Below are 23,180 nucleotides of genomic sequence, written 5' to 3'. Positions count from 1 at the left end.
ATCAGTGCACATTCAGGCGCTCGTCGCGGGAACGCCCATTAAAGGGTATGAGTTGGGTTGGTAGTTTGTTGATTGGGTAATAAAGAGCAGGCTCGACTGGCCTGCTCTCTTAACGTCTTGTCCTTTTTGAATGTGCCTTTATCAGCAAACTTGCGGCTCACTTACCTCCCGGCACGCCCTGACGCTTTCCGCCAGTTCACTTACCAGACCATGCACACGCTCAACAGCCTCATCAGGTGTGGTGGCATTTTCGATACAGTCAACCAGTGCTGAGCCCACGACGACTGCATCGCTGAAGCGGCCAATGGTGGCGGCTTGTTCGGCGGTACGGATGCCAAAACCAACGGCGATGGGCAGCTCCGTATGTTCACGAAGCCCGGCTACTGCGCCTTCCAACCGTTCTGGCGTGGGTGCACCTCCACCAGTGACACCGGCAACGGAAACGTAGTAGATAAACCCGGAGGCGTTCGCCAGCACCTTGGGCAGGCGTTTGGCATCGGTGGTCGGCGTGGCCAGGCGAATAAAATCAATGCCGTGTTGCGCCGCTGGCTGGCAGAGCTCTTCGTCGTGCTCGGGCGGCAGGTCTACCACGATTAGGCCGTCTACTCCGGCCTTGGCGGCATCGGTCAAGAAGCGCTCGACGCCGTAGCAGTAAATGGGGTTGTAGTAGCCCATCAGCACAATGGGCGTGGTGCTGTCTTCTTCACGGAAGCGACGCACCATTTCCAGCGTTTTGGCTTGGGTCTGCCCATTATTCAAGGCACGCAGCGCGGCTTTCTGGATGGCGGGGCCATCGGCCATGGGGTCGCTGAACGGCATGCCGAGTTCGATGATATCCACCCCCGCTTTTGGCAGCCCGTGCAACAGGCGGCGGGAGGTGTCGGCATCCGGGTCGCCAGCGGTTAGGTAGCTGACCAGCGCCGGGCGGTTTTGCTGCTTGAGTGTGGCAAAGCACTGGTCAAGACGAGACGTGTGGGTCATGGATTGAGTCACGGTATCGTTCATGGCGTTGTCCTGGATTGTGCTCATTAGAAGGCCTCGTCGAGTTGTTCACCCAAATGATGGGCGACGCTCATCATGTCCTTGTCGCCGCGGCCACTGAGGTTGACCACCATCAGGTGCTCGCGGGGAAGCGTGGGCGCTCGCTTGGCCACTTCGGCCAGGGCATGGGCGGTCTCCAAGGCGGGAATAATGCCCTCCTGGCGGCAGCAGACCTGGAAGGCTTCCAACGCTTCGTCGTCCGTGGCAGAGACGTACTCGACCCGCCCCTGCTCGTGCAACCATGCGTGCTCCGGCCCGATACCGGGGTAATCCAGCCCGGCGGAAATCGAGTGAGCGTCGATAATCTGGCCATCTTCGTTTTGCAGCAAGTAAGTGCGGTTGCCGTGCAGCACGCCGGGGGTGCCGCCGTTCAGGCTGGCCGCATGTAGGCCGCTTTTAACGCCCTTGCCACCCGCTTCCACGCCAATCATCTTCACGTCTGGGTCGTCGAGGAACGGGTGAAACAGCCCCATGGCGTTTGAACCGCCGCCAATGCAGGCCACTAGCGAATCCGGCAGGCGGCCTTTCTTTTCCAGCATTTGCGTGCGGGCTTCGTGTCCGATTACCGCCTGAAAATCACGCACCATCGCGGGGTACGGGTGTGGCCCAGCTACGGTGCCAATGATGTAGAAAGTGTCATCGACGTTCGTTACCCAGTCACGCAGCGCTTCGTTCATGGCGTCTTTTAGCGTACCGGTGCCCGAGGTAACGGGGATCACTTCCGCGCCCAGCAGCTTCATGCGGAATACATTGGGCTGCTGGCGTTCGATGTCGGTTGCGCCCATATAGATGACACAGGGCAAACCAAAGCGCGCCGCAACGGTAGCGGTGGCAACGCCGTGCATGCCTGCACCGGTTTCCGCGATGATGCGATTTTTGCCCATCTGCTTAGCCAACAACACCTGACCGATGCAGTTGTTAATCTTGTGCGCGCCGGTGTGATTCAGCTCTTCGCGTTTGAGATAAATGCTCGCCCCGCCAAAGTGCTCGGTCAGCCGTTCAGCGAAGTAGAGCGGGCTTGGCCGCCCGACATAGTCGCCCTGGAAATAGGCCAGCTGGCGTTGGAACTCGGGATCGTTTTTGGCGGTGGTGTATTCGTCTTGCAGCTCAAGAATCAGCGGCATCAGGGTTTCGGCGACAAAGCGGCCGCCAAAGTTGCCAAACAAACCGTTGGCATCGGGCAGGCTCTGGGATACGTCTACAGGTTGATTCATCGCGACCTCTGAGTGCGTTATCGAACATTGCAGTGAAAACAATGCAGTGAAAATAGCGCAAGCAGGTGGGGATAAAAATCGATAAGATGTCAGCAACATGTGAGCTTAAGTCAACTATCAGCAGGATGTCTCATGCAACACAGCATGCCGCCGCTTAGCGCTCTGCGCGCCTTTGAAGCCACTGCCCGTTTGGGTAGCGTGACCGCCGCTGCCGATGAGCTAAGCGTGACTCACGGTGCTGTCAGCCGCCAGCTAAAGAGCCTGGATGACCATTTTGGAGTAGCACTTTTTGCCAAAGCGGGCCGAGGTATTGTACTGACCTCGCACGGGGAGCGACTGCAGAGTGGTGTTGGTGAAGCGTTTTCACGCTTGAAGGATAGTTGCGCAGCGCTCAAGCGTGATGTTGAAGAGGCTCCTTTCACCCTGGCCTGCCCTGGCAGCCTTTTGGCCCGCTGGCTGATTCCCCGCCTGGATCGTCTGCACCACGAGCTGCCCCAGCTGAAATTGCAGGTGGTGGTGAGTGAAAGCGAGCAGCCGGGTACACAAACGGATGCCAGCGCCACCCTGGCATTTGCCGAGCCGCCCTGGCCCACAGGTGTTGAGGTATTCGAGCTGATGGAAGAGCAGATATGTGCGGTGGCAAGCCCGCAGCTGGCGGCCCAGTGCGATGCAACAAAGCCTGGATCTCTACTTGCCAATAAGCTCTTGTATACATCTTCCCGCCCCCAGGCGTGGCCGCAGTGGGCCACTGCCAAAGGGCTGGAACTGACAGAGCTTGAGGCGGCGCTAAGCAGAGGTCAGAGGTTCGATCACCTTTACTACTTGATGGAAGCGGCAGTGGCGGGCCTGGGTATCGCCATCGCGCCGAGGCTATTGGTGGAGGACGACCTTAAGAGCGGGCGGCTGATTGCGCCCTGGGGAAGTATCGAAACCCCCGCCCGTCTCTGCCTGTGGTTGCCCAGCCAAGCCGATAGCCGCCGAAGCGAGCCACTGGCAGAGTGGCTTAAGCGGGAGTTGGGGCTGGACGCTGCTAATATGACGGCTTGATCAACGTTTATTTCGCGCAAAGGATACGTGATATTTGCTCACGCACCCAACGATGTGCGCTGTGACCATGATTGCGCTCATGCCACACCATACCGACTTTGAATCCCAGTGATTTAATGGGGGATTCAACAACTTTAAGGTCGGAACGCTGGGCAACTAAACGCCGCGGCACCAGTGCTACAAAACGTGAGTGAGCAACAATCTCAAGGACGAACAGGAATGAAGATGTCGACAGAACAACATTGCGTCTATAGCCCAATGTTTGTAAGACCTGATCCACCTGAGTGGAAAAATCGCCTCCGCTGAGCGAAACGATTACATGCTCGAGCTGGACATACTCTTCAATCGTCATTTCTTCACTTAGCTGTGAGTGATTCCAGCACCCAACCAGCACATAGTTCTCATCATACAGCGGCCTGATTCGTAAAACCTTGGGCGCCTCTTCGGGTGTCATGAGTGCAAGATCCACTTCACCCCGTGCCATTTGAGCTTCCAGCCTGGGTGGCTCCAGACTACGTATGGCGATTCTAATGCCAGGTGCTTGACGCCTTAATTCGTTCATGACCGCCAAACCAATGACCGCTTGAAGGTAATCGGTGCATGCAATCGTAATGGTCAGCGACGCTTGGGCAGGTTCAAAGTGCTGGTGCGTTATCAGCGTCTCTCGCACCTGATCCAGTGCAATACGTAGTGGGGTAAGTAACTCCAACGCTTTGGTGGTAGGCATCATCCCGCGGTGAGCCGGAATGAGCAGCGGGTCGTTGAACATATCCCTAAGGCGGCTCAGCTGAGCGCTGACGGCAGGCTGACTAAGATGCAGGCGTGCGGCGGCTCTCGTGACATTTTGCTCTTCAAGCAAAGCCTCTAAGGTCGCCAACAAATTAAGATCCAGCCTTTTAGTATCCATATTTTATATAGTAGATCATAAAACTATTGATTTCATTGATAGCTTATTCTTGCCCACAATCTCTAGCGTATCCACCAAGTAAATTCGCCTGTAGGAGCATTAGAGTGTCCAAGACCATATTGATTGTGTATGCGCACCCAGAGCCCACATCATTGACCCGCCGGTTCGTAACTGAAACGGTACAAATACTGGAGCAACAAGGCCACACCGTGCTGCAGTCAGACCTATATGGCATGGGTTGGAAAGCGACGTTTGATGAGCACGATTTCCCCAACCGTATAAACAATGATCGGCTAGGCTTTATTCAAGAGTCGCAGCACGCCTATGCCACTCACCAGCAGACGCAGGATGTCGCCGCAGAGCAGGACAAGCTGCTTGCCGCCGACGCCGTCATATTCCACTTTCCCTTGTGGTGGTTTGGTATGCCCGCCATTCTCAAAGGCTGGATAGACCGGGTGTACGCCTATGGATTTGCTTACGGATACAAAGATGAAGGCAATCGTTATCGCTATGGAGACGGTATTCTCAAAGGCAAACGGGCATTACTGTCGGTAATGGTGGGTGGCCCAGCGGAGGACTATTCACCCCGAGGTATTAATGGCCCCTTGGAGGAATTGCTATTCCCCATCACCCACGGCGCCCTGTTTTTCCCAGGTATGGATGTACTGCCAACCCATGCCGTGTATGGCACCGGCAAACTTTCGAAAGTCAGCGTAGCGAAGGAGCTAGCCGCTTGGCGTCTACGCCTCGAAAATCTTTTTAATGAATCCCCTATTCCATTCCGGCGGCAAAATGGTGGGGAGTATCAGCAAAATATACTCGCTGACCATATTGCTATGGGGAAAGAGGGACTGACCATTCACATCGACCATTAGCAGATTTTTAGACAGCAACATCATGCAAACAAAGTATTATTAGCTGCACAATATTACCAGCACGTGCAACTGTGAATTCAGGAAATCTAGGCCAAGCGCAGCGATAAAGCTATCGCTGCGCTTGGCCTTGTCGGAGCTAGTGAGATATAGTTGTACGGAATTTCCGTACATTATGGTGGCGTTATGGATATTATCAGTGTTAACAAATTCAGAGACAACCTGAAAAGCGTAGTAGAACAAGTGATTAGCCGGCACGAACCCTTAAAAGTAACCCGTCGTGCCGGAGAGGCGTTTGTGGTGATTAGCGCTGAGGACTGGGAAAGAGAGCAAGAAACGCTGCATGTGCTTCAGAACCGAGACCTCATGCAACAAATTGCGGCTTCTCTAGATACCCATAGTCGTGGTCAAGGATACCAACCTGATAATGAGCAGATGAATGAGATCACTGGTATTTGAGGGCCGTACGTGGGAAGCCTATGAAAAAATGCGTGAAACAGATAAGAAGCTGCATAAAGCGCTCTGCAAACTCTTAAAAGAAATGCTCCGCTCTGACGATCCAACGGCTGGTATCGGAAAACCCGAGCCACTCAGACACAATCTTTCTGGCTTGTGGTCAAGGCGCATTTCACAAAGAGATCGGCTGATCTACCGGTTCGATGACAAAGCTATTTATATTTTTGCCATCGGCGGACATTACGATCAGTCCTGATAATAGTTAATTGATGAAAAGCACGACGCTACCTTTTCTGCACTATCAAATAAGTATGCAACTCCGGGTGCTGATCGTACTCCAGATGTCTGCACACCGCGCCTAACTTCATCAATAAGGATACGAAGCCGTTTGTGCCAAGCGTAGAGTAGTAGACCTCGGGCCCCATAAAACTATCGGTATGCTCACCAGGTTCGTCGGTACCGCCGAAAGAGAAGATCAGTACCCCACCCTTATTCAGGCTTCCGATAAGTTTGGTCATCACACTTTCCTGCTGCACTAGCGGAATATGCCAAATGCTGTCCCAGGCGGTGATAAAGTCGTATTTTTCCAGCGGCTGCCACTGGCAAATATCCTGGTGGTGAAAGGTCACGTCAGGGTGCTTCTGCTTAGCGAGGTGCAGCATTTCATCGGAAATCTCCACGCCTTCAGGCGTAAAGCCTTCTTGTTGCAAGAAGTCGATAAAGCGGCCGGTACACCCACAACCGATATCGAGTGCCTTTCCTCGGCCCTTCACAAACGAAAGCGCCCTTTTGTGCGCCTCTATCCCGTTAGCGAGATTGAATTTTTCGCTTTCCCAGAGGTGGGTGATCTGATCGTAGGCGCTGCCAATATCAGTGGGTGTCATGGATGGCCTGTCGGATAAAAAGTGAAGACTTAGTGACTATATCACCCACTCAAACGCTTGCGGTTACTGGCCACCAGCTCAGTCAGAAAGTCCGCCACGGCCCGGGTACGGCCTGATTGGGTGAGATCCGTCTGAATAACGAGATAGATGGGCTGATCCACGCCAATATCCGCAGCGACACACACCAGTCCAGCCTCCAACGCCAGAAAATGCGGCAACACCGCTATCCCCAGCCCCGCTTTCGCCGCCGCTAGCTGGGTCGCCAGCGAGGTGGTAGTTAGCGCAGGTTCCTGCCCCTGCAGAACGCGCTCAACCCACTGAGCGGCAGGCAAGTGCGCATGCGTTTCGCCCCAGGTAATAAAGGCATCGCTGTCGTAATCGCCCGCGTCATGGTGAACCTCACGCTGGGCCACATAACTGGGGCTAGCATAAAGCCCAAACCCCAGCGAGCCGAGTCGGCGAAGGGTGACATTACCCCGCTCGGGCTTGACCATTCTAAGCGCCAAATCGGCGTCGCGGCGGTGCAGATTAACGGCAGAGATATCGGTCACCAGCTCAAGCCGGATGCCTGGGTACTGAGCATAAAATTTTGGCAATGCGGGCAGAATCAACGACGTAGCCAGGTTTTCAGCGGTGGCCAAGCGCACCCTGCCGCTCAGCTGCGTAGCGAGTGCGCCCCCGCTGGAAAAGGCCGCTGCGGCAGCTTCCAGCGCTTCGGCTTTTTCGATTAGCCCGGCCCCTTCCTCGGTAAGCTGATAGCCCGACTGCTGACGAACAAACAACGGCAGCTTTAAGGCTTTTTCCAACCGCTCGATACGCCGGGAGAGCGTCGCGATACCCAGTTGGAGTTCCGCTGCCGCACCGCTCAAAGTGCCATGGCGGGCCACCGCCAGAAAAGAGCGCGTGTCATCCCAGACCCACCCGCGGGGCATCTGGTTTTCAAAACTGGAAAACGGCTTACCGAACTCGTTCATTTTTTTCATTATTGGATAGTGCCACGCTGTTATTGCGCGTTTCAACAAGAGCTCGATAACGGCTCACGCTCTCTTGATGGGCAATAGTTTCGTAAGTCATTACAGGAGATATAGCATGCAAAAACGTACACTCGGCACCGACCTGACCCTCTCTGCCATTGGCTTAGGCTGCATGGGAATGAGCGAGTTCTACGGCCCCCGAGACGATAGCGAGTCGCTTCGGGTGTTGGCTCAGGCGGTGGAGCTGGGAATCGACTTTTTTGACACGGCGGATATGTACGGGCCACACCATAACGAGGAGCTGATTGGCCGTTTTCTTGCCAGCCATAAGCCAAACGTACGTATCGCCACCAAATTCGGCATTGTTCGCAACCCTGGTGAGTATCAGCGTAGCCTGGATAGCAGCGCCCATTATGCCCGCCAAGCTTGCGAGGCGTCGCTAAAGCGGCTGGGCATCGAACAGATCGATCTCTACTACGTTCACCGCGTTAACCCGGAAACCCCTATCGAAGAGACCATGGAGGGCTTGGCACAACTGGTTAAAGAGGGAAAAATTGCCCACATTGGCCTCTGCGAGGTTAGCGACGAGACCCTGCGCCGCGCACACGCCGTGCACCCGGTGACGGCGGTTCAAACCGAATACTCGCTCTGGACACGGGACGTGGAGCAAGCGGTGCTGCCCACCTGCAAGGAACTTGGCATCGGCTTCGTGCCCTACTCTCCTCTCGGCCGAGGGTTTTTAACGGGCAGGTTTCAAGAGAACGCTGATTTCGGCGAAGGCGATTTTCGTTCTAACCTGCCGCGCTTCTCTGAACAGGCCATGGATACTAACCGCCGAATCGCGGAGGTGATTGGCGACATGGCAGCACTCAAAGGCTGTACCCCTGCGCAGCTCTCTCTGGCCTGGCTGCTATCCAAAGGCGACAACATCGTACCGATCCCGGGCACCAAGCGGTTACGCTACCTTGAAGAGAATGCGGCAGCGGCGTCCATCTCCCTGACCACCGATGAGCAGCAACAGCTTGAGGCGGCCACTGCTCGCCTTCCGGTTATCGGCGAGCGCTATACACCGGAGGGCATGAAGGGGGTGAATGCGTGAGTGAACTATCGTCTATCGTTGCACCCAGCCAATGGCGCGGCTAATGCAGCTTTAACTCAGTACGCCAAACGTGGGGCGAAAAACCTGGACGACTTTCGCCCGGCTGCTGCCAAAGCCGCCTTTGAAGGATAAAACCTCATTCCTTCATTTCATGCGTCGCTAAGGATTCAGTTTCTGCAATTTCGATTAGGCGGCGTACTGCTGACAGCCCCGAATCTCGCCGCCAAACCAGCATCAGAGGCAAAGTCAGATTGAGGTCTTCTAAGCGATGGCTCACTACGCCTTCTGGCGCTCCAGCCATGGTCATTGCCGGTAGGATACTGCAGCCCATACCGGCAGCCACCAAGCATAGCATCGTCGCATTGTCGGTTCCCTCTTGCACCACATGTGGCGTGAAGCCCTCTCGCTGAAAGGCATGAATTAGCTTGTCGTGATAGACCGGGGTAGCACTGCGGTCAAACCAAATAAAATTCTCGTCGTTAAGATCAGCAAGAAACTTTGGAGGGTGATGCGCTAGGTGTGAGGTCGCACTGGTGACCAGTACAAGATGATCTTCATAAAGGCAATGACAACACAGGCTACTATCGTCCTCTGGCGGAAAGAACAACATGCCTGCATCGAGCCGGCCACGCCGAATGGCTTCAACCTGAGGCCCGGAAAGCAATGATTCTACCTTCAGTGTGACCTCTGGATAACGCTCACGAAAGCGATTGAGCAAACCGATGATCTGCGGCACCCATAAATGCATGACGGTTACTCCCAGTCGCAGTTGACCGAACTGACCATCTGCTATGCGTCGTGCATTACGCTTAGCCTGCTCAAACTCGCCCAGCAAGCGCCGGGTATCACGATAGAACGCTTCACCAGCGGCAGTCAGCCGAATGCCGTGCCGCGAACGGATCAGCAACGTCGTACCAACCTCGTCTTCAAGCAACTGCAATTGACGCGACAGTGCCGGCTGAGCAAGAGGTACCCGACGGGCCGCCGATGATATGGCGCCTTCCTCCACAACCACTTGGAAATATTTTAAACGCTTGAAATCCATCTGGTGCCCCTAGCCATAACATCTACCGCAATCCATCCAATATTAGTATGGAAAGCTAATAAAAAAACTATTTTCTCTATATCACCGAAACAACCAAGATGAAAAAGGCCATCTTCAACCATGCGAATTGACTATGACAGAACTCATTGATCCAAACTTCTTCGAGCGCCATCACGCTGAACTGATCCAGATAAGACACGAGTTACATCGCAACCCGGAGCTGGGGTTTCAGGAACACGAAACGGCCAAGCTCATCGCGACAGAACTAGAACGTCTCGGCTTGCCCTTTGAAGCCGGCATCGGTAAGACCGGCATCGTTGCGACCGTGACGGGAAAACGACCTGACAACGGACGACATATTGGTCTTCGTGCTGATATGGACGCACTGCCTATCCAGGAGCTAAACGAACACAGCTATACCTCAGCAGTGCCCGGCCGGATGCATGCTTGTGGTCATGACGGCCACACCACTCTACTGCTCGGTGTAGCTCGCTACCTAGCTGAACATCGTGACTTCGCGGGTACTCTTCATCTCGTCTTCCAGCCAGCCGAAGAGGGCCTGGGTGGCGGCCGAGCAATGGTTGAAGAGGGCCTATTTGAGCGCTTTCCTATGCAGGCGATTTATGCCCTACATAACTGGCCTTCGCTACCTGCAGGCCAAGTGGCTATTCGACCCGGCGCGATCATGGCGGCCACCGACCGTCTAGATATCCGTGTACGCGGCAAAGGAGGCCATGGCGGCGTCAACCCTCATCTATCGACGGATCCTGTTCGTATGGCGGGCGCCCTTATTCAAAGCCTGCACTCCGTGGTCGCACGTGATATTAATCCACTCTCGCCCGCCGCCTTGAGTCTATGCGGTTTGCAGGGTGGCGACCTGGACGGCTTCGCCATCATTCCTGATGAGGTGCACATCAGCGGTACAGCGAGAAGCCTTGATGTTGATACTCAGGATCGCATGGAGCATATGGTTCGCCGTGTTTGTGAAGGGGTAGCAATCGCCCATGGCGGTGACATTGACGTCGATTACCAGCGCATATTTCCGGCGACGATCAATACCGAGGCAGAAACCCGTCATGTGGAAGCCTGCATTGTGCAAACACTCAGCGAGTCGGCCCTAATACGCGACGTTGCTCCCAGCCTCGGCGGTGAGGATTTTTCCTTCATGTTGCAACGCTGCCCTGGGGCTTACTTCTTTCTCGGCACAGCGAAGAGCGACACTACACCGCCACTTCATAACGCTCGTTATGACTTTAATGACGACATTATTCCCACCGGCTGCCGGTTGCTTTTAGCGATAGGCCTTAACGCGCTCGTTGCGAACTGACTAAGGCTAACGCAACTACTTATAACTCTACAAAAGCATAACGAAACAACCATACAACTTCATAAAAACGAGGTATGCACATGAAAACTCAGCCCTCGCTCCCTTCTAGGGGAATGCTGATTTACTTTACTGTCTGTGCCCTGGCCATGATCTGGCCCGGTGCACTGGTAGCGAATCGTATTGAACCGATGATAATCGGTTTGCCCTTTTTCCTGTTCTGGTATGTAGCCTGGGTGTTTGCCCTGTTCGTGGGACTGGTCATTGCCTATCGTAGTGATGCCGCGCAGGAGGTGGACGATGAGTGATTCACTGCTGATCACCACCATTACCCTGGCCTACCTACTGATTGTGCTAACAGTGGGGCTAAGCGCACGCCACAATCAAAACTCCTCTCTGGAAGGGTATGTGGCCGGTGGACGACACATGGGTTTACTGGTGCTGTTCTTTATTCTCGGAGCGGAGATATTCTCTGCTTTCGCCTTCTTGGGTGCACCTGGCTGGGCCTACAGCAAAGGAGCTCCAGCACTCTATATTATCGCCTACCTGGCACTGGCCGTAATCGTGTGGTGGTTGATCGCCCCCTACATTTCGCGACTCGGCCGCCTCCATGGTTTCCTGACTCAAGCGGAGTTCCTCTCTGCCTGTTACCCAACCCGCGGCAACTTGCTAGGCCTATTTATCGGCGTGGTTAGCGTGCTAGCAATGATTCCCTATTTGACCATTCAGATCGCCGGTGCAGGACTTCTCTTCGAGGCTGCTACCTCTGGCACCATTCCCTTCTGGCTCGGCAGTTTACTCGCCTGTGGCGTGGTAGCTGCCTATGTCTATGCAAGCGGCTTGCAAGGTATCGGTTGGACCAACCTACTTCAGGGCGTGATGATGGTGGGCGTGGCGTGGTTTCTGGGCTTGGCGACGGCTGACCAATTCTTTGGTGGGGTCGGCGAGATGTTCCGCGAACTACAGCGAGAAGCCCCTGAATACCTAACCATGCCCGGCGCAGGCGGCATGGGCTGGGGCGCTTTCTCTACGGCTATTCTGGTAAGTGCTCTAGGCTGCGTAATGTGGCCGCACATTTTCATGAAATTCTATAGTGCTCGCAGTGAGCGAACCCTCAAGCGGGTATTCGTGCTCTACCCTCTTTACAGCTATCTGTTGATACCATTACTAATTATTGGTTTTGCTGGGGTTCTACTGTTGGAGGATAGCCCGCTTGACTCCGCCGATCGAGTATTGCTAACGCTGGTAGTTGAGCTAGCTGACTTCCCGGCTTGGCTGATAGGCGTAGCTCTCTCCGGCGCCCTGGCCGCTGCCATGTCTACTGCTGCAAACCTAGCTCATACCTCCGCTACTATTCTGGTACGCGACGTGGGCCAGCACTTACCAGCACTTCGCAACATGCCAGACAATAAGGCGCTCAAATTGACTCGCTACGGCGTGGTGCTAATCTCACTTGCGGCTTACCTACTTGCCCTTGTCAATCCCGGCTCATTGGTTGACCTACTGCTCGGCGCCTATGGCATCGTGGTGCAGTTACTACCCATGCTACTGGGCGCATTGTTCTGGCGCCGCGCTTCCCGTGCTGGCGCTTTCGCTGGCTTGGCAATAGGTGCTGCACTGACCCTATTATTTCAATTTGGTGTTAGCACCCCATTCGGCTGGCATGCTGGCTTCTGCGGCTTAGTAGTCAATACAGCCGTATTCATTAGCGTGAGTTTAGCAATGCGAAGCGCATCATCGTGTTCGCCAGCTCAAGCTCTCGGCACTAACACTTGATCTGTGAAATAAAATGCAGTCAACATCAAGAGGTGGCAGCAGCCACCTCTTGATGCATAAGAGTATTTCTACTTAATTGAAGCGTGGGCAAATAAGTACGCAAATGTGCATTGAGTAGTGACCACCACACCAATTATTGAATAATCTCGCCAATCGAACGCTTACCGTCCAATAGTAGGTACTCTTGGTTGGTCACACCTGAAGTTTGCACCACATGCAGCAGTGCATGGGCGACATTGGCTCGTGAGATTTGGTTGTCGCCTGCTTCATCCAATGAACTGGCAAACTGCTGGCTGGCGGTTTCGTCGGTCAAACGCCCTGGCTTGAGAATAACGTAGGGCATACCGCTGTTGCGAAGGTGGGCATCGGCGGCAAATTTAGCAGCCATATAGGGGCGCAGCTTTTCGGGCGCTTCCATAGGGTTTTCTGCCCGCATAGCGCTGATCATGATGTAGCGGGAGAGACCTTTTTGCTTGGCGATATTGGCAGTACGAATGGCGCCAAAAAGGTCAATCATCAGGGTTTTATCCGGCCCGGTGTGGGGCCCTGACCCCGCGGTGAAGACCACTTGGTCGCAGCCGTCAAAGGCGTGCTCAAACTCACCTTCTAGATCGGCTAGCACGCTGTCAATGCCGCGCTCTTTGAACCAGGCTGCCTGCTCTTCACTGCGGATCATCGCCTTGATAGGCGTGCCCGCTTTTTGGGCCAGTTCGCAAAACTGCTTGCCAATCTGTCCATTCGCGCCAATCACTAACGTTGTCATAACGACTCCTTGTGAATTGCTTACCCTTCTATCAATGCAGGCACTTAGGCGAAATTCAACCCGTACTGATCTCTTACCCATTTATTCACTTACCCACAGTGAGCCCCTGCCACCCGTACTCTTCCACCAACGCTTTTAAGTAGGGAGGCCGGTAGTTAGCGTCGCGCTCATAGCGGGCTTTTACGCTGGGATGAATTAGCATCAGGGTGTCATCAAGCACGAGTGGTCTATCTAACGGTTTTTTAAAGCGATAGACATGCTTGCGGGAGTTGTGAATCTGGCCTTTCGCACCGTCGGTTAGGTTGTCGCGAATATGTGACTCGGTGATTAAACCGGCAGTATTTGCCTCATCCAGCATCCAGGCAAGAGGTGTGTCAGAAGCTTGAATGCCACTTTTGTCTGGTTTGTAGGATCCGCCGACATCTGCATGTACACCTGCAAACCAGACTTGCTTGAGGTCTACGCCTTGCCTGGGCGTCCAGATAGTGGGAATAAAATCTTCCCGCTTCTCGTCAATGGCTAGGGCGTGGCGAGCAATGGCCACGTTGGCGCCCATTTTGGTGTCGTAGAACTCATCGTGGCTCTCGAACAGGCCCATAATGCTAAACGGGATGCCCAGTGCGCCGACGGTGTCCCACACACCTATAAAGTGTACGTCCCGAGCAGGGTGACTGTAATCGGCGCGGAATTTACAAGCGGCTTTACCCGCGGGATGGTTGGTTCTGGTTGGGCTTTTATAGATTTTCCAGGCTTCAACGATCAATCGGGCTTCTGCTCGTTTGAGAATGCCGCAGTTATTAATCAACCCACTAAGCGCTCGCACGGTATAGGCACCACGGCTGAAGCCGAATAGGTAAATGTTGTCACCGGGGGCGTAGTTTTGAACGATATAGCGGTAGCCATCAAGGATGTTTTTATGAATTCCGGCGCCGGTAGCCCCCGCGCTAAGGCTATTGTGATAAGAACCTAGCCCCCAGTCGTAAAACACATGCTGCTTTGCCTCCTGTGTCTCAGGGCTGATCGCCCGGGCCAGCTGCAGCACATTAGTGGGAAAGTCATTTTCCAGGTCTTCTTCAGGACGGTTCCAGGTGCCATCGGCGCATACCACGATATTTGCCATGGTTCATCTCCGTTAAGCCATCACTCCAAACACATGTCCGATGGCGGAGGTTAATGCCATCGCAAGAGCGCCCCAAAACATCACTCTTGCTGCAGCTTTTAGGATTGGTGCTCCACCCACTCGGGCGGCTATGCCGCCCAACAAGGCTAAAAAAAGCAGGGAGAACACCGCTACCAGTGGGATCAACAGTGAAGGTGGCGCCCACCAAGCGACCAGTAGCGGTAGCAGTGCGCCGATAGTGAAAGTGGCGGCTGAAGAGAGTGCGGCTTGGAGGGGGTGCGCTTGACTGAGGTCGGTGATGCCGATCTCGTCTCGCGCATGGGCGCCTAAGGCGTCTTTGGTCATTAATTGTTCGGCGACTTGTCGTGCCAATTCGGGTGCCAAGCCGCGCGTTTCATAGATAGCGGCAAGCTCTTCCTGCTCTAGTTCATAGTGCTCCGCCAATGCTTTGCGTTCGATATCGAGATCAGCATTTTCAGTGTCCGATTGAGAGCTTACCGAAACATACTCCCCCGCTGCCATCGACATTGCGCCAGCCACCAGGCCTGCAATACCCGCCAGCATAATACCGCTTTGAGTGGTATTGGCTGCGGCTACCCCCAGTATTAAACTGCTAGTAGAAACGATGCCATCGTTGGCGCCCATCACAGCGGCACGCAGCCAGCCGGAACGGTGAGATCGATGGTGCTCTGAATGGATCATGGGCTTTCCTTTCTGTGAGGCGCATCCAAGCCAACAATAGCATCTACGGTCATGAACTATTTTGCTGGCACTACTCGAAGTAGCCTGCCCTCGGAGCTGTCGGTAAGTAGGTACACTTCACCTTCTGGGCCTTACCCGCACATCTCTTATACGCTCGTCTAGCTCACCAAACAGGCCTTCTACATCGCTGGCTTCGCGGCCATTGTTAGATAAACGTACCCGGCACACCTCTTATTTACCAGCGCTCCTATCAGTATATCGCCCTGCCACTGAGGGAACAGCTCGCCGCTGTAAAGCGCTATCCCCGAGGGGGCAATAGAGGGCGCGTCCATTCTAAATTGGCGGCACGGTACCAGGGTACTCTTTGACGCCGTATGGTGCCCTTGCTGCCTCTTGGAGCACTCATTAAAATGTCGCGCCACCTAAAGAGAACTCCCATGAAAATTAATGTGGTTGGTACGAGTGGCAGTGGCAAAAGTACCCTTGCAAAGCAGCTCGCAGACGCCTTGAATGCCCCATGCGTTCAGCTTGATCAATTATTCTGGCGCGCTAACTGGCAAGGAGCACCGGACGATGAGTTCTTCGCCGAGCTGGAAGAGGCTTTAGCAGCCTCACCTCAAGAGTGGATACTGGACGGTAATTTTGACCGCACTCGGCATATAAAGTGGCGCGAAGTGGATATGGTAGTGTGGATCGACTACCCCTTTTGGCGAGTATTTAGCCAAGCCCTCACCCGTGCTGTTAAACGCATCATCAGCCAAGAGGAGCTTTGGCCTGGTACAGGTAATCACGAGAGCTTCCGCAAAACATTTCTAAGCCGTGATTCGGTTCTACTATGGTCACTAAAAACGTGGCGGCAAAATCGTAAACGCTACTTTGCCGATATGGTGAATCCACGCTATGCGCCTATTCAATTTGTACGTTTGACCTCTATAAAAGAAGCGCAAGCGTTGGTGAAGAGTCTCAACGTGGGTACCTAGCCCTTAGGTGACTATATAGCCCCACTGCGTATTCGCTTGATGGCTGCTCTCTTCGGCTCTCGATGAATCACCGAACAGTTCTCGTCACTTGGCTTTAACGCTCCAGGCCATGTACGCTTATTGAACGAACATTCAATTAAGGTGCTTTAATGCAACGTCATTCGCTATTCGCCGCAATGTCACTGGGGCTTTTTGCTGGTGCTGCCACAACCACCGCGCTGGCGGAGTCCACACCGTTGGAGGAGCAGCTCAAAGAGCTTGAGTCATTCCAAGTGATCGCCCACCGCGGGGCCAGCGGCCACGCGCCGGAAAGCACCATGGCGGCCTATGAATTGGCCCATGAGTGGAATGTCGACTACTTAGAGCTGGACGCCCAAATCACTGCCGATGGTGAAGTCGTGGTATTTCATGATGACGCCATTGACCGCACCAGCGACGGTGAAGGCAAGATTAATGACTACACCATGGAAGAGCTGAAAGCGCTGGATACCGGCTCTTGGTTCAATGAAGCCAATGCTGATAAAGCAGACGCGGACTTTGCAGGGGCACAGATCCTCACGCTGGATGAGCTTTTCGAGCGTTTCGGTCACAATGCTCGCTACTACATTGAAACCAAGTCACCGCAGCTAAACCCAGGCTTGGAAGAAGCCCTGGTAAAAACGCTGGAAAAACATGACATGGTCGAGAGTGGCCGAGTATTAGTGCAGTCTTTCGAGCAGGAGAGCCTATTAAAAGTGCAGGAACTAAACGACGACATTCCGCTCATTCAGCTCGTTTGGTACTACCCCAGTGAAGAGGACGAATCGCGTTTAGTGGAGTGGACTGGCGTGACACCGGGCCCAGCAGAGATTAATGATGAAGACTTCCAGGCGGTAGCGGAATACGCGTCGGGAATCGGTACTAACTATATCTACGAAGACCAAGAAGTCATTGATGCCGACTTTATCCGTCAAGCAAATGAAAATGGGCTGCCGGTACACGTTTACACTATTAATGAAACCGATGAGATGGAGCGTTTGATGGAAATGGGCGCAAACGGCCTGTTCACCAATTATCCAGACCGCTTGCTTAAGCTCGTTGAGTAATCATCATTGAAGTGCTTATTACGCCCGGCCTTGGCTGGGCGTTTTTGTTACAAGGTTTTACTCAAGCCCAAGCTGCTCCAGTACCTGCTCTACTCTTTTACGATCGCCCGCTTGCAGCGTTTTAAGCGGCTGGGGCAAGCAAGGCTGACTCACCTTGCCGGTGACTTCTGCAATGGTAGCCGCCACTCGCAGGCTACCGCCGTATTCACGGTAGAGTGCCCACAGCGGCTCAAGGCCGTCTGAAAGCGCCTTGGCCTGTTGAACATCCCCTGCTTGAGCAGCTCGGGTTAGCGCCAGCGCTGCTTTAGGGTATAACCCGCCGATAACGGAGTACCAGGCATCACATCCCGCATTTAGGCCAGTGGCTGCTGCCGCGTCGCCGCTGATGCCGATAGTGACATCAGCGGGAATCAGCTTGCGCAACCCAGCCACTCGCCCCTTTGCGGAGTCAATATCATTGCTCACCGGCGGAATTTTGATAGAGCGAACCTGGGGCAGTTGGGAGATTCGTCCATGCAGCTCATCGCTAAATTCAAAATGGGTTGTGCCAGGGTTATCGTACACGCAGAGCGGCACACTCAGCGATTGGCAAACCGTGGCGTATAGATCGAAGACCTCGTCGTCGGTGAGCTTTTGGTAGGAGACCGGCGCTAGCAGCACGCCGCTGGCACCTGCCTGCTGAGCGCGTTCTGCATTAGCCAGCACATCACGAGTACGTAGCGCCCCAATGCCTGCAATGACAGGCGCGCCAACTGCATTTTCAACGCTAAGCTGAATAACACGGGCGCGCTCATCACGGTTTAAATAGGCGTAGCTACCGGTCGAGCCCAGCACGCCAATGGAATCCACCGCTGCCTCAGCTAAATAAGCAACTAAACGGACAAACTCATACTCATTAATGCCCTGCTCGTTCATGGGGGTTAGCGGGAATGCACTTAGGCCGGTGAACATGGTGGATGATCCTTTTAAGATGGATGGCATTCGCAGTGTCGCACAGACGATTAGCTATTATGTACAAGCATACGGTAATGGAATAGCCACAGCTTATCCTCGTTATTCGTTGACATAACTTTCTGTTATTTTTCTTGAATTGATGTAGTGTTTGCGTATACGCCGTATCGATACGGCACAGTTGCTTTAGATGTGTATCTTTCAGTCATACCATCATGACTGAATATAAAAACAGTCTCGTTAGTGCTGCGAGGGAGAACACGTCATCAATACATACACATTTTCAGCGCAGAGCAGAACGGCACCGCGGGTGAACCTGGCGTTCATCAATCAACCAGTAAGCCACTACCAATGCCATTACCCATTATAAGCGGCTCTCTAATGCGATTGGCCTTACTGGCAGCGACTACTTTTATTGTGTTGGTGGGGCTCGCTTTCGCAACAACGAATGCCATCGCTCGAGAAGCGCCGCTTTTTTTAGTGGCTCACCCTGACGTCACTACCCACTGGCTGAACCGTGATACTACCCGCGCGATTTTCGCCATGCGCCAACGCACCTGGCCGGATGGTCAAGCGGTTAGGGTTTTCGTTTTAAGTAACAACAACCCAGTACATGCTCGCTTTACCAAAGAGCAGTTGGCGGTTTACCCGCACCAACTTCAATTAGCCTGGGATCGCATGGTTTTTTCAGGTACCGGTCAAGCCCCCGACCGAGTAAATGACCAGGAAGAGATGCGCGAGCGCGTCGCCTCAACGCCGGGTGCCATTGGGTATCTTGAAAGGGAGTATCTGGATGATAGAGTCCAAGTCATTTCGATGGAATGAATGCAGAGCCCTTGCCGCTTTGCTAGGCACCGTTGTAATGGGTTTATCTGCTCCCGCCCAAAGCGACGAACACGCTCTGGATACTTTACAGGTACATGGCTTTCTTAGTCAGGCGCTGGTCGTGACTGACAATAACAACTTTTTTGGTCAGAGCAGCCAGGATGAAGGCAGCATAGAATTTACCGAAATTGGCCTCAACGTCTCCTTACGCCCCCATCAGGATGTACTCGTTGCTGCTCAGGTGCTAAGTCGTCGAGCTGGAGGCAATAGCAGCGACGCAGAACCTAAACTGGATTACGGTCTCATTGATTACCAAATGATTTCTGACCAAGGGCGTACGTTTGGTGTTCAGCTTGGTCGGATTAAAAATCCTTTTGGATTTTATAATCAAACCCGCGATGTGGCATTTACCCGTCCCAGCATCTTACTGCCTCAGTCTATCTATTTTGACCGAACACGCTCAATGGCTCTCACAGGTGACGGCCTAACGTTCTATTTGGAACAGAGATTAAGCAACGGAGTACTACGAGGACAGTTTGGCTTAGGAAAGCCTCAGGCTGGTGACGATTTAAGCGATACGCTTCAACTTCAGCGTATATCAGGCACCTTCGATCCTCAGCAGTCTACGATTGCCCAAGTTCGTTATGAACATGATGGAGGTCGTGTCGTTGCAGCGATTAGCAATGCCAACGTGAGATCCCAAATAGAGTCACATCAATCAGGTGTCAGCGACGGAGATTTTTATTTTACACCCTGGGTATTTTCACTCCAATACAATCAAGAACTCTGGAGTGTAACGACTGAATACGCACTGCGCCGTTCAGGGTTAAAAAACTTCAATCAGTCTTCTGTAAACTTCGACACGACAGGGGAAAGTTGGTATATCCAATACGCTCGGCGTTTTGCAAATGACTGGCAGTGGTTAATGCGTTATGACAGCCTTACCAGCAACCGCGCAGACCGCAACGGTAAATCTTTCGAGGCGAGTACAGGGGGAAGCGTTCCAGCCCATACCCAATTCGCAGATGACCTAACCGTTGGCCTGCAGTGGACGCCGCACCCTCAAGTCATGCTGGCAGGTGAATACCACCATGTCGATGGCACGGGTTGGCTGCCTATTCAGGATAATCCAGATTCATCAGCGACCAGCAGAAGATGGAGCATGTGGTTGTTTCAATTATCGCTGCGCTTCTGACGTTTACCTCGATCCTGGCTAGGACGCTACCGCGATGAAACCATTTACCCTTTTCCGAACGCCCCAACGCCTTAGCCTGACATGGCGGGTCATCGCGTTAAGTAGCCTGCTGCTGCTGGCGCTGGTAACGCTCTTTACCTGGCTAGGCCACGACAATCTTACCCGTCAGTTTCAAGAAAGCCGAAGCCAGCACTATGAACGCCAACAGCGAGAAATTCGTTTAGCGCTAGTTCGCTCATCGGAAAATTTACGTCAGTTGGCAGGGTTAACCGCGGCCTCGGCAAGCTTAGGCTCGCCCTTGCAAGCAGGTAATACCGCCGCAGTTGAGCAAGCACTAGACTCCCAGTGGCCCGCTCTACAGCTTGAGGCGGGTATCGATGAAATATTAATTATTAATACCCAGGGGCAAATCTTGGGTAATTGGGGCACCGGCAATACACAAACGCAGCTTCCCATTCTGAGTTGGATCAGGCGGGTGATGCACACCGAGCAGCCACTCACTACATTGCGTTGTTCAGCTAGCTGCCAACAGTTCGCTGCCGTGCCGGTGCTAGTGGCGGGAGAAAGCGTTGGTATGGTCGTACTGACCCGCTCGCTAGCCGATGTCACTCGGCAGGCCAAGGAGGTATCTGGCAGTGAAGTCGCACTACTTGTCACCGGGCCCACTGAAGATAGCGGGATGACAGCAACTCGAGAGCTAAAATCATGGAATGGTCAACTGCTAGCCCTCACAAGCGAAGAGCAAACCCTAGCACCTTTGCAGCGAGCGTCAGATACAGCTCCTGTTCGCCGTTTAATGGAAACACCATTAAATCTTGAACATGATGGCAGACATTTAGAACTCAGCGCAGTACGCATGGAAGAGGATAATGAACGTAGCAATATCGGATACTTGCTGCTGATATCAGACATTACCGAGCAAATTAAGGCAATTAACCAGGATACTCGCACACTCTTGTTCGTAGGCGTACTCGGCTGGATTGCCGCTGAACTACTGCTATTGGTCATACTGCTGGGCCCAATGGCTCGACTGCGTAGAGTCGCTGGATTGCTTCCTGCCCTAGCTGACGGAAAATTTAGCGATATACACGCCGCCATTCCCAACCACCGCCGCCGCATTCCCGACGAGATCGATGTACTTGAGAGCATTACCCTTGAGCTTTCACGCCAACTTGAATTGTTAGAGAGTGAAGTACAAGAGCGCGGTGACCAACTAGCCGTGCGCATTGGGGAGCTAGCCAAAGAGCGAGATTTCGTTAATGGCCTGCTGGATACGGCCCAGGTATTTATCATTGCCCAGGATGACACTGGACGAATTAGCTTGGTCAATGAGTATACCCAGTTGATGCTAGGACTTAATGAAGCTTCGCTACTCGGGCGTCATTTTGTTGATGTATTCGAGGCAGGTGCCTCTACCAAGGTGAATACGTTCTCCCATCCCCAGCAAGAGGAGAAAACACTCCGTACGCCCGATCACAGGACTCATACTATCGCTTGGTACCATGCACCGTTACAAACGGGTAATGACGGCAAGGTGTCACGTATATCGGTTGGTCTGGATATTACCGAACGTAAGGCTGCCGAAGCTCGGCTAACGTGGCTGGCCGAACGTGACCCGCTAACGGAACTTTACAACCGGCGCTTCTTCCAACATGCACTGCAAACCGCCCTTGAACGCCCATCGAAGACAAAAGGGGCAGTATTGCTACTGGATTTGAATCAGTTCAAGGAGGTTAACGAGCTAAGTGGCCACCATGTAGGCGATAAATTGCTTCGTGAAGTGGCTGACACCCTCTTCCGCAACCTTGGCCCCCGCGGCGTTATTGCACGCCTAGGTGGCGACGAATTCTCTCTCCTATTAGAAGATACCAACGCCGATCAAGCCATCAGTGTCGCGCAATATATTGTCCAACTATTAGACGGTATCGGCTTCGTTGTGGGTGAGCGGCGGCATCGAGTAACGGCCAGTATTGGTATTGCCCTGTTTCCAACCCATGGCAATACGCCTGCTGACCTAATGGCTAGCGCTGATGTGGCAATGTACAAAGCGAAGGAGAGTGGCCTTCAGCACTGGCATTTACTTTCCAAGTCGGAGAATGCCAAAGACGAACTGCAAGCACGAGTCTACTGGGTTGAACGCATACACAATGCGCTTGAGGAGGATAGCTTCGAGTTGATGGTGCAGCCCATCATGCGTTTGGAAGATCAGGACGTAAAACACCACGAGGTGTTGCTAAGAATGCGCGACGCAGACGGGAGCCTAATTTCTCCCGCGCACTTTATTCCTATTGCCGAACAAAGCGGGCAGATTATTTTAATCGACCGTTGGGTATTGCGACACAGTTTAAAAGCACTTAGCCAATTGCAGGATCGAGGTATCACTCTGGCAGTTAACCTTTCGGGTCAGTCTCTTCACGACGGAGGGTTGAAGCAATACTTGGCAGACGAGCTGACGGCTAGCGGCGCTGATCCTCACCACCTTATATTGGAAGTAACGGAAACTGCCGCGGTAACCGATTTTTCTACCGCCCGTGGCGTACTACAAGCAGTACGTGACCTGGGTTGCCGTACCGCACTGGACGACTTTGGAGTAGGCTTCAGTAGTTTTCACTACCTTGGGCAGTTACCCGTCGACTATATTAAAATAGATGGTTCCTTTATTCGCAGCCTGCTGATTAGCCCTGACAGCCGCGTCATTGTTCGTGCTATTGCCGACATCGCTAAAGGTTTTGGCAAGCAAACCATTGCTGAATTCGTTGATCAAGAAGCGCTATTGCCAATACTAAAGGCCTATGGGATAACTTATGGTCAGGGGTTTCATTTAGGCAGGCCTATAAAAATCATCGAAGCATTTAGTGGAATTAGTGCTCAATAATGGATACCGTTTATACTTAACTCTGGATTTAAATAGGGATAGTAC

At 53.3% G+C, this 23,180-nt stretch carries 24 protein-coding genes; 13 read left to right on the top strand and 11 right to left on the bottom strand.

The window, feature by feature from the left end; all coding sequences use genetic code 11:
• Positions 1 to 141: 141 nt before the first annotated feature.
• Both trpA and trpB read right to left on the bottom strand, forming a co-directional pair.
• Complete coding sequence (gene trpA / locus AC4EYZ_RS20075) at positions 142 to 981, bottom strand: tryptophan synthase subunit alpha (RefSeq protein WP_474191152.1); 840 nt, start codon at positions 979 to 981, stop codon at positions 142 to 144.
• 47 nt (positions 982 to 1,028) lie between these two features.
• On the bottom strand, positions 1,029 to 2,255 hold the full coding sequence (trpB, locus tag AC4EYZ_RS20070; RefSeq protein WP_490203978.1) for a tryptophan synthase subunit beta: 1,227 nt from the start codon (positions 2,253 to 2,255) through the stop codon (positions 1,029 to 1,031).
• 132 nt (positions 2,256 to 2,387) lie between these two features.
• Here trpB and AC4EYZ_RS20065 point away from each other — a divergent pair, with 132 nt between their 5' ends.
• Complete coding sequence (locus AC4EYZ_RS20065) at positions 2,388 to 3,302, top strand: LysR family transcriptional regulator (protein ID WP_041158233.1); 915 nt, start codon at positions 2,388 to 2,390, stop codon at positions 3,300 to 3,302.
• A 7-nt stretch (positions 3,303 to 3,309) separates the two neighbouring features.
• Here AC4EYZ_RS20065 and AC4EYZ_RS20060 read toward each other — a convergent pair whose 3' ends face one another.
• Entirely contained in the window at positions 3,310 to 4,182 is an 873-nt protein-coding gene (locus tag AC4EYZ_RS20060; protein ID WP_490203977.1) for a LysR family transcriptional regulator, read from the bottom strand.
• 131 nt (positions 4,183 to 4,313) lie between these two features.
• On the opposite strand from AC4EYZ_RS20060, the gene AC4EYZ_RS20055 reads away from it, so the two are divergent.
• The 3 genes from AC4EYZ_RS20055 (at position 4,314) to AC4EYZ_RS20045 (ending at position 5,793) form a co-directional block, all read left to right on the top strand.
• Entirely contained in the window at positions 4,314 to 5,084 is a 771-nt protein-coding gene (locus tag AC4EYZ_RS20055) for an NAD(P)H-dependent oxidoreductase (protein ID WP_027960081.1), read from the top strand.
• Between the two features lie 183 nt (positions 5,085 to 5,267).
• Positions 5,268 to 5,540 carry a type II toxin-antitoxin system Phd/YefM family antitoxin gene (locus AC4EYZ_RS20050; RefSeq protein WP_027960080.1) on the top strand — a complete coding sequence of 91 codons (273 nt, stop codon included), beginning with the start codon at positions 5,268 to 5,270 and terminating at the stop codon, positions 5,538 to 5,540.
• Entirely contained in the window at positions 5,521 to 5,793 is a 273-nt protein-coding gene (locus tag AC4EYZ_RS20045) for a Txe/YoeB family addiction module toxin (protein WP_022522593.1), read from the top strand. The genes AC4EYZ_RS20050 and AC4EYZ_RS20045 overlap by 20 nt, the downstream gene beginning before the upstream one ends.
• A gap of 28 nt (positions 5,794 to 5,821) precedes the next feature.
• Here AC4EYZ_RS20045 and AC4EYZ_RS20040 read toward each other — a convergent pair whose 3' ends face one another.
• Complete coding sequence (locus tag AC4EYZ_RS20040) at positions 5,822 to 6,421, bottom strand: class I SAM-dependent methyltransferase (RefSeq protein ID WP_474191081.1); 600 nt, start codon at positions 6,419 to 6,421, stop codon at positions 5,822 to 5,824.
• A gap of 41 nt (positions 6,422 to 6,462) precedes the next feature.
• Positions 6,463 to 7,404: a LysR family transcriptional regulator gene (locus AC4EYZ_RS20035; RefSeq protein ID WP_474191082.1), complete on the bottom strand. Its 942-nt coding sequence runs from the start codon at positions 7,402 to 7,404 to the stop codon at positions 6,463 to 6,465.
• Positions 7,405 to 7,510: 106 nt separating this feature from the next.
• On the opposite strand from AC4EYZ_RS20035, the gene AC4EYZ_RS20030 reads away from it, so the two are divergent.
• Positions 7,511 to 8,494 carry an aldo/keto reductase gene (locus tag AC4EYZ_RS20030; protein ID WP_041158235.1) on the top strand — a complete coding sequence of 328 codons (984 nt, stop codon included), beginning with the start codon at positions 7,511 to 7,513 and terminating at the stop codon, positions 8,492 to 8,494.
• Between the two features lie 136 nt (positions 8,495 to 8,630).
• On the opposite strand, the gene AC4EYZ_RS20025 is transcribed toward AC4EYZ_RS20030, so the two are convergent.
• A complete protein-coding gene (locus AC4EYZ_RS20025; protein ID WP_052475590.1) occupies positions 8,631 to 9,539 on the bottom strand; it encodes a LysR family transcriptional regulator in 909 nt (302 codons plus the stop codon).
• A 133-nt stretch (positions 9,540 to 9,672) separates the two neighbouring features.
• On the opposite strand from AC4EYZ_RS20025, the gene AC4EYZ_RS20020 reads away from it, so the two are divergent.
• The 3 genes from AC4EYZ_RS20020 (at position 9,673) to AC4EYZ_RS20010 (ending at position 12,639) form a co-directional block, all read left to right on the top strand.
• Positions 9,673 to 10,866: a M20 aminoacylase family protein gene (locus AC4EYZ_RS20020; protein WP_052475591.1), complete on the top strand. Its 1,194-nt coding sequence runs from the start codon at positions 9,673 to 9,675 to the stop codon at positions 10,864 to 10,866.
• Between the two features lie 80 nt (positions 10,867 to 10,946).
• Entirely contained in the window at positions 10,947 to 11,171 is a 225-nt protein-coding gene (locus AC4EYZ_RS20015; protein WP_052475592.1) for a DUF3311 domain-containing protein, read from the top strand.
• Positions 11,164 to 12,639: a sodium:solute symporter family protein gene (locus tag AC4EYZ_RS20010; RefSeq protein WP_141440852.1), complete on the top strand. Its 1,476-nt coding sequence runs from the start codon at positions 11,164 to 11,166 to the stop codon at positions 12,637 to 12,639. Before AC4EYZ_RS20015 ends, AC4EYZ_RS20010 begins: the two co-directional genes overlap by 8 nt.
• A gap of 133 nt (positions 12,640 to 12,772) precedes the next feature.
• On the opposite strand, the gene AC4EYZ_RS20005 is transcribed toward AC4EYZ_RS20010, so the two are convergent.
• The 4 genes from AC4EYZ_RS20005 to AC4EYZ_RS19990 all read right to left on the bottom strand — a co-directional run bounded on the left by AC4EYZ_RS20005 (position 12,773) and on the right by AC4EYZ_RS19990 (position 15,556).
• Positions 12,773 to 13,402: an SDR family oxidoreductase gene (locus AC4EYZ_RS20005; protein WP_141440851.1), complete on the bottom strand. Its 630-nt coding sequence runs from the start codon at positions 13,400 to 13,402 to the stop codon at positions 12,773 to 12,775.
• An 85-nt stretch (positions 13,403 to 13,487) separates the two neighbouring features.
• Positions 13,488 to 14,522: a T6SS phospholipase effector Tle1-like catalytic domain-containing protein gene (locus AC4EYZ_RS20000; protein WP_490203976.1), complete on the bottom strand. Its 1,035-nt coding sequence runs from the start codon at positions 14,520 to 14,522 to the stop codon at positions 13,488 to 13,490.
• Between the two features lie 12 nt (positions 14,523 to 14,534).
• The gene (locus AC4EYZ_RS19995; protein ID WP_141440849.1) at positions 14,535 to 15,224 is read right to left on the bottom strand and encodes a VIT1/CCC1 transporter family protein; all 690 of its coding nucleotides are present in this window, start codon (positions 15,222 to 15,224) and stop codon (positions 14,535 to 14,537) included.
• A 179-nt stretch (positions 15,225 to 15,403) separates the two neighbouring features.
• Positions 15,404 to 15,556, bottom strand: a complete 153-nt coding sequence (locus AC4EYZ_RS19990) for a PQQ-dependent sugar dehydrogenase (protein WP_230803133.1) — start codon at positions 15,554 to 15,556, stop codon at positions 15,404 to 15,406.
• A gap of 105 nt (positions 15,557 to 15,661) precedes the next feature.
• On the opposite strand from AC4EYZ_RS19990, the gene AC4EYZ_RS19985 reads away from it, so the two are divergent.
• Together AC4EYZ_RS19985 and AC4EYZ_RS19980 are read left to right on the top strand one after the other, a co-directional pair.
• Entirely contained in the window at positions 15,662 to 16,204 is a 543-nt protein-coding gene (locus AC4EYZ_RS19985; protein ID WP_041158240.1) for a P-loop NTPase family protein, read from the top strand.
• 149 nt (positions 16,205 to 16,353) lie between these two features.
• Positions 16,354 to 17,289: a glycerophosphodiester phosphodiesterase family protein gene (locus AC4EYZ_RS19980; RefSeq protein WP_141440848.1), complete on the top strand. Its 936-nt coding sequence runs from the start codon at positions 16,354 to 16,356 to the stop codon at positions 17,287 to 17,289.
• Between the two features lie 57 nt (positions 17,290 to 17,346).
• On the opposite strand, the gene AC4EYZ_RS19975 is transcribed toward AC4EYZ_RS19980, so the two are convergent.
• A complete protein-coding gene (locus AC4EYZ_RS19975; RefSeq protein ID WP_474191085.1) occupies positions 17,347 to 18,240 on the bottom strand; it encodes a dihydrodipicolinate synthase family protein in 894 nt (297 codons plus the stop codon).
• 381 nt (positions 18,241 to 18,621) lie between these two features.
• Between AC4EYZ_RS19975 and AC4EYZ_RS19970 the strand changes: the two genes are divergently transcribed.
• From AC4EYZ_RS19970 to AC4EYZ_RS19960, 3 genes are read left to right on the top strand one after another with little or no spacing between them, the layout of a single operon-like run.
• The gene (locus AC4EYZ_RS19970; protein WP_022522580.1) at positions 18,622 to 19,065 is read left to right on the top strand and encodes a hypothetical protein; all 444 of its coding nucleotides are present in this window, start codon (positions 18,622 to 18,624) and stop codon (positions 19,063 to 19,065) included.
• Positions 19,034 to 20,260, top strand: a complete 1,227-nt coding sequence (locus AC4EYZ_RS19965; protein ID WP_022522579.1) for a hypothetical protein — start codon at positions 19,034 to 19,036, stop codon at positions 20,258 to 20,260. Before AC4EYZ_RS19970 ends, AC4EYZ_RS19965 begins: the two co-directional genes overlap by 32 nt.
• Before the next feature lie 34 nt (positions 20,261 to 20,294).
• A complete protein-coding gene (locus AC4EYZ_RS19960; protein ID WP_278370045.1) occupies positions 20,295 to 23,135 on the top strand; it encodes a bifunctional diguanylate cyclase/phosphodiesterase in 2,841 nt (946 codons plus the stop codon).
• Positions 23,136 to 23,180 lie beyond the last annotated feature (45 nt).

This window comes from Vreelandella sp. 162(4c) (assembly GCF_058152265.1).
Note: the sequence above shows the minus strand (reverse complement) of the source record. Positions and strands in the feature narration are given on the sequence as shown.